Origin of the sequence: Hansschlegelia beijingensis (assembly GCF_045505405.1) — a bacterium.
GTDB lineage: Bacteria > Pseudomonadota > Alphaproteobacteria > Rhizobiales > Methylopilaceae > Methylopila > Methylopila beijingensis_A.
Window position 1 is genome coordinate 1 of sequence record NZ_JBJKEX010000094.1, and the last position, 9794, is coordinate 9794.

General features: G+C 69.0%; 8 protein-coding genes. 4 read left to right on the forward strand and 4 right to left on the reverse strand.

The annotated features are described in order from the left end of the window. Positions 1 to 14: 14 nt before the first annotated feature. Positions 15 to 857, reverse strand: a complete 843-nt coding sequence (locus ACIKT0_RS08225) for a hypothetical protein (protein WP_407104877.1) — start codon at positions 855 to 857, stop codon at positions 15 to 17. Positions 858 to 1029: 172 nt separating this feature from the next. Here ACIKT0_RS08225 and ACIKT0_RS08230 point away from each other — a divergent pair, with 172 nt between their 5' ends. After that, complete coding sequence (locus tag ACIKT0_RS08230; protein ID WP_407104878.1) at positions 1030 to 2808, forward strand: cation:proton antiporter domain-containing protein; 1779 nt, start codon at positions 1030 to 1032, stop codon at positions 2806 to 2808. A gap of 116 nt (positions 2809 to 2924) precedes the next feature. Here the strand turns inward: ACIKT0_RS08230 and ACIKT0_RS08235 are convergent, their stop codons facing one another. Both ACIKT0_RS08235 and ACIKT0_RS08240 read right to left on the reverse strand, forming a co-directional pair. Beyond that, positions 2925 to 3068, reverse strand: a complete 144-nt coding sequence (locus ACIKT0_RS08235; RefSeq protein WP_407104879.1) for a ribosome modulation factor — start codon at positions 3066 to 3068, stop codon at positions 2925 to 2927. Between the two features lie 182 nt (positions 3069 to 3250). Beyond that, a complete protein-coding gene (locus ACIKT0_RS08240; protein ID WP_407104880.1) occupies positions 3251 to 3739 on the reverse strand; it encodes an Lrp/AsnC family transcriptional regulator in 489 nt (162 codons plus the stop codon). 117 nt (positions 3740 to 3856) lie between these two features. Here ACIKT0_RS08240 and ACIKT0_RS08245 point away from each other — a divergent pair, with 117 nt between their 5' ends. The 3 genes from ACIKT0_RS08245 to ACIKT0_RS08255 all read left to right on the forward strand — a co-directional run bounded on the left by ACIKT0_RS08245 (position 3857) and on the right by ACIKT0_RS08255 (position 7304). Beyond that, complete coding sequence (locus tag ACIKT0_RS08245; protein ID WP_407104882.1) at positions 3857 to 4657, forward strand: alpha/beta fold hydrolase; 801 nt, start codon at positions 3857 to 3859, stop codon at positions 4655 to 4657. Positions 4658 to 4773: 116 nt separating this feature from the next. Then, a complete protein-coding gene (locus tag ACIKT0_RS08250) occupies positions 4774 to 6393 on the forward strand; it encodes a GMC family oxidoreductase (RefSeq protein WP_407104883.1) in 1620 nt (539 codons plus the stop codon). Positions 6394 to 6521: 128 nt separating this feature from the next. After that, positions 6522 to 7304 carry an SDR family oxidoreductase gene (locus tag ACIKT0_RS08255; RefSeq protein WP_407104884.1) on the forward strand — a complete coding sequence of 261 codons (783 nt, stop codon included), beginning with the start codon at positions 6522 to 6524 and terminating at the stop codon, positions 7302 to 7304. 67 nt (positions 7305 to 7371) lie between these two features. Here the strand turns inward: ACIKT0_RS08255 and ACIKT0_RS08260 are convergent, their stop codons facing one another. Further along, entirely contained in the window at positions 7372 to 9513 is a 2142-nt protein-coding gene (locus ACIKT0_RS08260) for an autotransporter outer membrane beta-barrel domain-containing protein (protein WP_407104885.1), read from the reverse strand. Positions 9514 to 9794 lie beyond the last annotated feature (281 nt).

Genomic DNA, 9794 nt, shown 5'->3' on the forward strand with positions numbered 1-9794 from the left:
GCCCGGCTTGGCGCCTAGCCGTAGCCGGCGCGGCGGGCGTTCGGCGCCACGCGCGCTTCGAACCGCTCCCGCCGCTCCGCGAAGGCCCGCGCGATTCCGGGATAGCCGCTCGCCGTGTCGGCCTTGCTGAAGATGCGCGTCCCGGTCGAGCCGGTTGGCTCCTCGAGCGACAGGAAGGCGAACAGCTCCCGGCGTTCGTCCTCGTAGTGCTCGATGCGGGAGGTTCGAACCTTCCTCGGCCAGCGCTCCTGCAGATCGAGCAGATATCCGGTGATCGCGTTCCAGCGGTCGAGATGCTTCAGGTAGAGCGCGTCGAGGCCGGTCTGGTCGTTCTGCTCCACCAGAGCTACCACCGTCGGCAGCTCCCAGGCGACGATGGCGCTCTCGATCGACGCGAACGGCGCCCGGACGGTGTGCACGATCCTGCCGGCGGGAAACATCCGCAGCAGGTTGAGCGGCACGCGATCGGCTGGCCCATAGCGGATTTCCTTGAAGCCCCAGCGCGTCTTGCCGGGCGGCAGGCGCTTCGCGAACAGCTCCAGCACCAGCGCGCGCTGCGCGGCCATCAGGTCCGCCCTGCGGAAGCCGTTCATCCACGCCATGCCGCGGCCGTCATGCTGGAGCGTCTCGATCTCCTGCGCCGAACTCACCGGCTCCCGGGGATAGACGTACTTCGTGAGCTGCCTGTTGTTCGCGGCTTCTCCGCCCCAGCGGAACAGCCCGGCCAGCACGCCGCCATGCTCGCCCCAGATCCAGACGTTCCCGGTCTCGCAGAGCCTGACCTGCTGGAAGGTGGAGCCACAGCGACCGGCGCCGAGCAGGAAGATCGGATCGAGCGCCAGTTCCGGTTCAGCCATGCCGGGCGTCGCCTCGATCGAACATGAGCCCGCGCCCCACCGCCCGTGAATCACCTTCGGCGGGGAGCGTATCAGGCAATTCCGATCTTCACGCGTAAGCGTCGGACGGCTCCTGATCGCGGTCGCGGCGCGCGCCCGCTATAACGCTCGCAGGTCACGGGCGGGGAGAGCCGTGGAGATCTACTTCAGCAACTACTACTCCGAGACGCTGGTGTTCCTGGCGGTGGCCGGGCTCGTGGTGCCGCTGTTCAAGCGACTCGAGCTGAGCCCCGTCCATGGGTTCCTGCTGGCCGGACTGGCTCTCGGCCCGTTCGGTCTCGGCAGTCTGGAGCAGGCGGCGCCGTGGATCGGTCCGCTCACGATCAACAACGGAGAGGACATCAGCGCTCTCGCAGAACTTGGCGTCGTCTTCCTGATGTTCATGGTGGGGCTCGAGCTTTCGGCGCAGCGCCTCTGGCTCGCGCGCCGAATGGTGTTCGGCTTCGGCGCTCTTCAGGTGGTCTCCTGCTCGGTCGCTCTGGGGCTGCTCGCCTATCTTCTGGGGCAACCGCCGGCGTCCGCGATGGTGCTCGGCGCCGCGGGCTCGCTGTCCTCCACCGCGATCGCCTTGCCTACGCTCGCCGAGAGGGGCCGTCTCCAGAGCGTCGCGGGCCGCAACAGCTTCTCGATCCTGCTGTTCCAGGACCTCTCGGTCGCGCCGCTGCTGCTGATGGTCTCGGTGCTGAGCTCCGGAGGGCCGATCGGGCCGCGGCTGCTGGAGACCCTCGGTCCCGGAGTGATCGCGGTCGGCGCGCTCGTCCTGTTCGGTCGAGTGGCGCTGCGGCCGATCTTCGGCTGGGTGGCCGCGGCCCGGAGCGCGGAACTGTTCATGGCCGCCTGTCTGCTGGTGATCCTGGGCACCGCCTTCATCACCGCCGCCGCCGGCCAGTCGATGGCGCTGGGCGCCTTCGTGGCGGGCCTGCTGCTCGCCGAGACCGAGTTCCGGCGCCAGATCGAAGCTCTGGTCGATCCCTTCAAGGGCCTGCTGCTCGGGCTGTTCTTCCTCTCCGTCGGAGCCACTCTCGACCTCGGGCGGGTGTTCGCGTCGCTAGGCGAAACGCTGCTGATCGCGGCGACGCTGATCGCCGCCAAGGTGGTGATCGTGTTCCTCGGCGGAAGAGCCTTCGGCGTGTCGCGGGCGGCATCGGCCGAAACCGCCCTGATCATGGCGGGCGGCGGCGAGTTCGCCTTCGTTCTGCTCAGCCCGGCGATCTCAGGGCAGATCCTTTCGCCCGATATCGCCGCGACCGCGACGGCTGCCGTCACCATCTCGATGCTGACGATACCCTTCCTGATCGCCGCCGCGGGGCGCTTCGCCGCCCGAACAGGGGGCGGGAAGGAGGTCGAAGTTGGTCCGCCGGACGGCGTGGCCGAGCCGGTCGTGGTGATCGCCGGCTACGGCCGAAAGGGAGCCGTCGTGGCCAGGATGCTCGCGCGGCACGACGTGCCCTTCATCGCGGTCGACGACGACGTCCGGGTCGTGAGACGCGCGAGACGACAGGGGGACACCCGCGTCTTCTACGGCGACGCGACGAACCCCGAAATGCTCCGGCGATGCGGCGTCGCCTCAGCCCTGGCGCTGGTGGTCACCCCGGCGTCTGGGGAGACCGCGAGAGCGATCGTGGCGAGCGCGAGGGCGGAGAGCGAGACGCTTCCGGTCTTCGCGTTTGCTGGAGACCTGGCGGACGCCAGGCGGCTGTACCGGCTCGGGGTGACAGACGCCGTTCCGCTGGACGTGGAGCCAAGCCTGCACCTTTCCGAACTCGTTCTGCTGGAGCTGGGGCTTCCGATGGGCAACGTCATCGCCTCGGTTCACGAGCAGCGGGACGAATTCCGCGACGAGATCAGGCCAAAGGGAAGGGGGGCGAGACACCGAAACGCGATCCGGGCTCAGCAGGCCGGGCCGCCGTAGCGGGCCGGAAGGCCGACCCGCGCCGCAACCAAGGTCCGCAAGGCCCCGAGAGGTCAGCCCCAGACACGAAAAAGCCCGCCATGAGCGGGCCTTAGCGCATCAATTTGAAGCTTGGTTCAGCCGGGCATCCTCGACACCCGCCGAGCGTCCACCCAGCCCTTCAACCACGCATCCCGCCGAACGACGTCCTTGTACGGACAGCGCCGGAGGTCGACGCCCGTGGCGAAAGCCTCACGGCCTTCCTGTTCGATCGCCTGCATACGCAACCCTTTCTGCTCAAGATTTATGTAAATGGGGCTTGGGGCGGCGCTTGTCCAGTCAAGCGCGCTTTTGCGACGGCCGCGATAACCCTGCTGACGCCCAGGCTCCGGCGTCAGCTAGGATGATCGCGGCCCATTCCGGCCTCGGCGCGCTCTCGAAGATGCCGGCCCGGATGGGCTCCTCAGAACGGCAGGCGCCCGTTCTCCTTGACCTCCCTCATGACGAAGAAGGTCCGGGTGTTCTGCACGCCCGGGAGAGCGATCAGGGTCTGGCTCTGCAGCTTGTTGAAGTCGGCGATGTCGCGTGCCCGGATCTTGAGGAAGTAGTCGAACTCGCCCGCCACCAGAATGCAGTCGAGGATCTCCTTCACCTTGAGCACGGCCTCCTCGAAGGCGTAGCGGCTGTCGGGCGAGGAGCGGTCGAGCACGACGCCGATCATCACGAGGGCGCCTAGTCCGACCGAAGCGGGGGCGATCTGCGCCCGGACGCCCGTGATGTGGCCTTTCTCGAACAGCCGCTGCGTGCGCCGATGACAGGTGGCGGGGCTGACGCCCACGCGCTGCGCGAGTTCGGCGTTCGTCAGCCGGCCATCCGCATGGAGCGCCCGCATGATCTTCACGTCGGTTCGGTCGAGAGCGCCCTCGGAAGAATCTTTCAGGGAAGCAGCCATTCCGGTCCGATCATTTCAGTATCGATGGCCCAATCGCGCCAAATCTGAACTTTGCTGGCCAACTTAGAAAGCACATTCCACGAGGGTTTTTCTAGTATCCGCGCTCCGACCGAAAGGATGAGCGCCGTGATCAACACCATTCGCACCCTTGCCGCCGCGGCGATCGCCAGCGGACTGATGAGCTATGCCCATGCGGAGCCCTCGCAGCCCATTCCGGACGCGCAGACGATCCGAAGCGTCGTGCTGGTGCATGGGGCGTTCGCCGATGGCTCCGGCTGGCGCGGCGTTTACGATGAGCTGACCGCACGCGGCTACCGCGTGTCGATCGTCCAGAACCCGCTGACCTCCCTGGCCGACGACGTCGCTGCGACCACGCGCATTCTTGATAGGCAGAACAGCCCGGCCATTCTGGTCGGACACTCCTGGGGCGGGACGGTGATCACCGAGGCCGGCGCGCACCCGAAGGTCGCCGGCCTTGTCTATGTTTCCGCCCTGTCTCCCGACGCGGGGGAAACCACCGGCCAGCAGTATGACGGCTACGTCACGCCGCCCGAGTTCGTCATCGAGACGACGGCGGACGGCTACGGCTTCGTGAAGCCGGACGCGTTCAAGGCTGGTTTCGCCAATGACGCGAGCGACGCGGAAGCCGCCTTCCTGCGGGACTCCCAGGTGCCGATCAACATGTCCTCATTCGCGACGAAGCTTGGGAACGCCGCCTGGCGGACGAAGCCCAGCTGGGCCGTGATCGCCACCGAGGACAAGGCCTTCGACCAGCGGATGCTGAAGGCCATGGCCACGCGCATCGGCGCGACCGTCACCGAGGTCGCGGCGAGCCACGCCGTCTTCATGACCCAGCCCAAGGTCGTCGCCGACGTGATCGACAAGGCCGCGCGGCAGCTGTCCGCCCAGACGCGATAGTCGGGCCCCGTCCTCCCGGAGACGACAGGCGTCAGGCGCCTGGAGAGGGCGACAGGCCCGGGCCCAAGGGTCCGGGCTTGCGAAGCCATGCAATGTTGCGAGATCGGAACAAGACGATGACGACGAAAGCCTCTCCCGACGAGGCCCAGGACTTCACCCGGCATGCATCCCAGGATCAGGCGGAGCGGGCGGCGAAGCTCAAGCCGGCCTATGACTTCATCGTCTGCGGCGCGGGCTCGTCCGGCTCCGTGGTCGCCAGCAGGCTGGCCGAGAACCCCGACGTGAGTGTCCTGCTGATCGAGGCCGGCGGCGGCGACGAGGCGGAAGCGGTTCTCGACCCCTCCCAGTGGCCGGCCAATCTCGGAAGCGAACGCGACTGGGGGTTCCAGGCGCAGCCCAGTCGGCATCTCGACGGCCGGTCGCTTTCCATGTCGATGGGCAAGGGGCTCGGCGGCGGCTCCAGCATCAACGTCATGGTCTGGGCGCGGGGACACCGCAGCGACTGGGATTTCTTCGCGGCCGAGGCAGGGGATGACGGCTGGGGCTACGAGTCCGTGCTCGACATCTACCGGGACATCGAGAACTGGCGGGGAACGCCCGACCCGCGCTACCGCGGAACGTCGGGCCCGGTCTGGGTGCAGCCCGCGCCCGACCCGAGCCCGATCGCCACGGCGATGCTGGACGCTGCCGCGGAGCTCGGCGTCCCGACCTTCGATCATCCCAACGGGGCGATGATGGAGGGGCCTGGCGGCGCGGCGATCTCCGACGTGCTGGTTCGCGATGGCCGCCGGCACTCGCTGTACCGCGCCTATGTGCATCCCTGGCTGGATCGCCCGAACCTCACCGTCGTCACGCACGCCACCGTCCGCCGCGTGGTGATCGAAGGCGGCAGGGCCACCGGCGTCGAGATCCTGCGCGACGGGGCGGTCGCGACCATCGATTGCCGCCTGGAGGTCATCCTGTCGCTTGGAGCGATGCACACGCCCAAGGTGCTCATGCATTCCGGCGTCGGCGACGAGGCCGAGCTCGGTCGCTTCGACATAGCCGTCAGACAGCACCTGCCGGGCGTCGGCCAGAACCTGCAGGATCATCTGTCGTTCGGCTGCATCTGGGAGTATCGCGAGCCGCTGGCTCCGCGGAACGGCGGCAGCGAGGCGACGCTCTACTGGAAGAGCCGTCCCGACATGGAGAGCCCCGACCTGCTGTTCTGTCAGGTCGAGTTTCCGGTTCCCAGCGACCGGACAGCCGCGCGCGGCGCTCCCGCGCATGGCTGGACGATGTTCGCCGGTCTCGCTCAACCGTCAAGCTCGGGCCGGGTTCGCCTCACCGGCGCAGACCCCGCGGCGCCGATAGCGATCGACGCGAACGCCTTGTCGGATCCCGCGGACATGGAGACGGCGATCCGATGCGTCGAACTCTGCCGGGAGCTCGGCGCCGCCAAGGCCTTTCGGCCCTTCGTGACGCGGGAGGCGCTGCCGGGGCCGCTCTCGAACGGCGCCATGAAGCAGTTCGTGCGCGAGGCGGCGGTGACCTACTGGCATCAGAGCTGCACCGCCAGGATGGGCCGGGACGCCATGTCCGTCGTGAATGGGGCGCTCGAGGTCTATGGCGTCCAGGCGCTCCGCGTCGCCGACGCCTCCATCATGCCGCGCGTCACGACCGGAAACACGCAGGCCCCGTGCGCGATCATCGGCGAGCGCGCGGCGCGTATGATCCGCACAGCGCACGGCGTCTGAGCCGCGCTCGGCAAGTCTCACCGATCCGTTCGTTTTTCTCCCGCGCGGCCGAGGCGGAGCAGGGCGGACAATACGTTCCGGCGTCGCGGCGCCGGGACGCCGCGTCAATCGTTCAGCCGGAGACGACGATGAACTTTGATCTTGGCCTGGAGGGCAGGCGCGCGCTCGTCACGGGCGGCACCAAGGGCGTCGGAGCGGCGGTGGTCCGCAATCTGCGCGACGCAGGCGCCAGGGTGGTCGCGGCGGCGCGGAGCGCGCCGGAGCAGCGCGAGCACGGCGTTTTCTATGTCGCCGCCGACCTGACCTCGGCGCAGGGCTGCGCTGATCTCGCCGCGGCGGCGCTCGCACGGCTCGGTGGGATCGACATCCTCGTCAATGTGGTCGGGGGCTCAAGCGCGCCCGGCGGCGGCTTCGCGGCCCTCGCCGACGCGGAGTGGGAGAGGGAGCTCAACCAGAACCTCATGCCGGCCGTCCGGCTGGACCGCGCGCTGCTGCCGTCGATGCTGGAGCAGGGGTCGGGCGTGGTCATCCACGTCACCTCGATCCAGAACGTGCTTCCGCTGCCCGACGCCACGACGGCCTACGCCGCCGCCAAGGCGGCGCTTTCGACGTATAGCAAGAGCCTGTCCAAGGAGGTCACGCCGAAAGGCGTGCGCGTCGTCCGCGTGTCGCCCGGCTGGGTGGAGACGGAAGCGGCGGTGGCGCTGGCGGAGCGGCTCGCCGCGGACGCCGGCGTCGACTACGAGGGCGGCAAGAAGATCATCATGGACGCGCTCGGCGGCATCCCGCTGGGACGACCCGCCAGGCCGCGGGAGGTGGCGGACCTGATCACGTTCCTCGCATCGCCACGCGCCGGAGCGATCACGGGCGCCGAATACACGATCGACGGCGGAACCGTGCCGACCGCGTAGCATCGCGCCGAACAATAGCACGGGGCTTATGAGCTGAGCTCATGGGCTCCGCCCGTGAGCGGCCCCCTCAGAACCGGTAGGCGACGCTCGCTGTCGCGCCGTGGCTCTTGGCGTGGCTGCCGAACTCGCCGTCGTACCGGAGCCGAAGGTCCGCCCGCTCCCCGTGGAACAGCTGCAGGCCGACGCCGACTTTCGCCGCGACGCTGTCGATCGGCGCGGTGAGCGACATCTCCTCGACGTTGCGCGCGCCGCGCAGATGAGCCTTGCCGCGCCAACGGTCGTTGGTCCGCACGCTCGCCCCGGCCGTGACGAAGCTGCGGAGGACCAGATCGTCGCTGAGGACCGAGCGGCCGCCGAGTTCGACAGCCGGCGTGAATGTCGCGGACTTGTAGCGCGCGGCGCCATAGGCGAGGCCGAGATCGCCTGCGCCGCGCTCCTTGAAGCTTCCCGATCGCGCGTAGATCAGATCGACGTTGAGGTAGGGCCGAAGATAAAGGTCCTCCGTCCCAAACGTATGAGCCACGCGGCCGCGCAGGCCGCCTGAAAACAGCGTGGGCGCGCCCTTCGCAGTATCGCTGAAGCCGGCCACGGAGATGCGGCGCTTCAGGTCCAGTTCGCCGATGTTTCCGAACACCGCGGCCGTCCAGAGGATGGGGCCGTCCTGCCGCTTCAGCGTGATGGCGGCCTGGCCGGTCGAGCCCTTCCCGGACACGCCGTCATGGCCGTTGAACCAGTCCGCCTGATAGGCCGCCGAGCCGCCGAGGAAGAGGCCGGGCGAGATCTCGATCTGCCCGCCGACCTGCCAGAACGCGGCCTTCAGGCGGGATCGCCCGCGTTCGCCGTCGCCGTCATCCGAGGTCGTCCGGCCGCCGATCTTGAAGTAGCCGCATTCGCCCTCGGTGAGGACAGCGTCTCCGCCCGCATAGCCTTTCGAGAACGTGGGGCAACTCATCGATCGGTCCGCGATGTCGGCCGCGCCGGCGGCGGAGCGGGCGAGCGCCGTCACGGCGCTGCGCGGCGAGAATTCGCGGACCGCCTGGTTGTAGTGCGACGCGCCCGCGCGCGCCGCGGCGTCCAGCCCCGCGAACAGCGCGCCGAGCTCCGGTCTGCCGGATTCGAACACGGCCTCAAGCGCTTCGGCGACGTCCTTGCGGTGCGCGGAGAGGCCGAAGTCCGGTCCGGCGAAATGCGCCTCGCGCACCGAGACGTCGTACGTCCCGCCGGATTGGTGCAATGCGAACGAGAACAGCGGGCTGTCCTCGACCGACAGGCTGCCGGTGGCGACGCCTTGCACTTCCAGGGCCCGGACGCGCACTCCCGGCAGGACGCTCGCCAGAACAGGCGCGATCTTGCCGTCTAGCCTGGCGTCGCCCGCCACGAGGTAGCTGGCGCTCTGTCCGGCGACGAAGTCGAAGGTTGCGGCGACGCGCCCGGACGCGGTCTGGACGAGATCGCCGTCGATGATGGCCCCGCCAGCCGACGCGACGAGCGTGCCGCTGTTGGTCAGCACGCCCCGTTCGACGCCTGCGAGAGCGGTCGAACTGGGCGGCTGCCCCGGGATCTGGGGCGCGCCGTAGATCGTGCCGCCGGTGAGATAGGTGTTTCCGTAGATCGCGCCGTCGTTCTGGACGTCGACGCGGCCGCTGACGGAGCGGATCGCGGTTCCGGAAAGCGCCGAGATTTGCGAGCCTTCGCCGACATACATGTGGCTGTCCGCGCGGCTGTCGATCACCACGCCCGCGCCCTGCGCGCCGCTCCCGCCCGTGATGGCGGCGGGCTTGTAGTAGCCGAGGTTGACCTCGATCGCGCCGCCCTGAGCGCCCGTGGATTGCGCGAACACGCCGATCCCGCCTTCGCCCGTGGCGGCGATCCGGTTCTGCAGCGTGAGCTTGAGGGCTCCGCCGTCGCCGACGCCGCCCGCGTAGAACTTCCCGTCGTCCGCGACGAGCCCGCCCCCGCCGGCGCTCTGCGCCACGATCCCGAATGCGCCGGCGCCGCTGACATGGATATCCGCGAGCGAAAGCACCGTCACGGCGCCGCCGCGACCCGATCCACCCGTGGTGAACCATGCCTCGCTCGTCAACGACGGGACGTCGTCGGGGCGGAAGTTGGCCACCATTCCGCCCCCGCCGCCGACCGACTGGGCCACGACGCCATGCGCGCCGACGCCGGCCGTGGTGATCGTGCTCTGGTCGTTGAGCAGGGACACATTGACGGCTCCGCCGTCTCCGGAGCCTCCCGAGCTTCCGACGCGCCTCACCGTCGCAGCCGCGCCGCCCGCCGCACCCGCGACGCCGCCTCCGCCGCCAACGCTCTGGGCCACAAAGCCGGACGCCCCATGCCCTGAGGTGACGATGTCCAGCCGGCCGTCGGACGCCACGTCCGCCGTCACGGCTCCGCCATCGCCGCGCGACCGGTGAAGATGTACGGAGCGGCCGCCGGCAGCATGATCTTGATGAAGTATTGAAGCGGATTCAGCCGCAGGACTTG

Bases quoted from the DNA above. Each gene is read 5' to 3' on its own strand.
- ACIKT0_RS08225 (WP_407104877.1), bottom strand. From the start codon at position 857: ATGGCTGAACCGGAACTGGCGCTCGATCCGATCTTCCTGCTCGGCGCC.
- ACIKT0_RS08235 (WP_407104879.1), bottom strand. From the start codon at position 3,068: ATGCAGGCGATCGAACAGGAAGGCCGTGAGGCTTTCGCCACGGGCGTC.
- ACIKT0_RS08240 (WP_407104880.1), bottom strand. From the start codon at position 3,739: ATGGCTGCTTCCCTGAAAGATTCTTCCGAGGGCGCTCTCGACCGAACC.
- ACIKT0_RS08245 (WP_407104882.1), top strand. From the start codon at position 3,857: ATGAGCGCCGTGATCAACACCATTCGCACCCTTGCCGCCGCGGCGATC.
- ACIKT0_RS08250 (WP_407104883.1), top strand. From the start codon at position 4,774: ATGACGACGAAAGCCTCTCCCGACGAGGCCCAGGACTTCACCCGGCAT.
- ACIKT0_RS08255 (WP_407104884.1), top strand. From the start codon at position 6,522: ATGAACTTTGATCTTGGCCTGGAGGGCAGGCGCGCGCTCGTCACGGGC.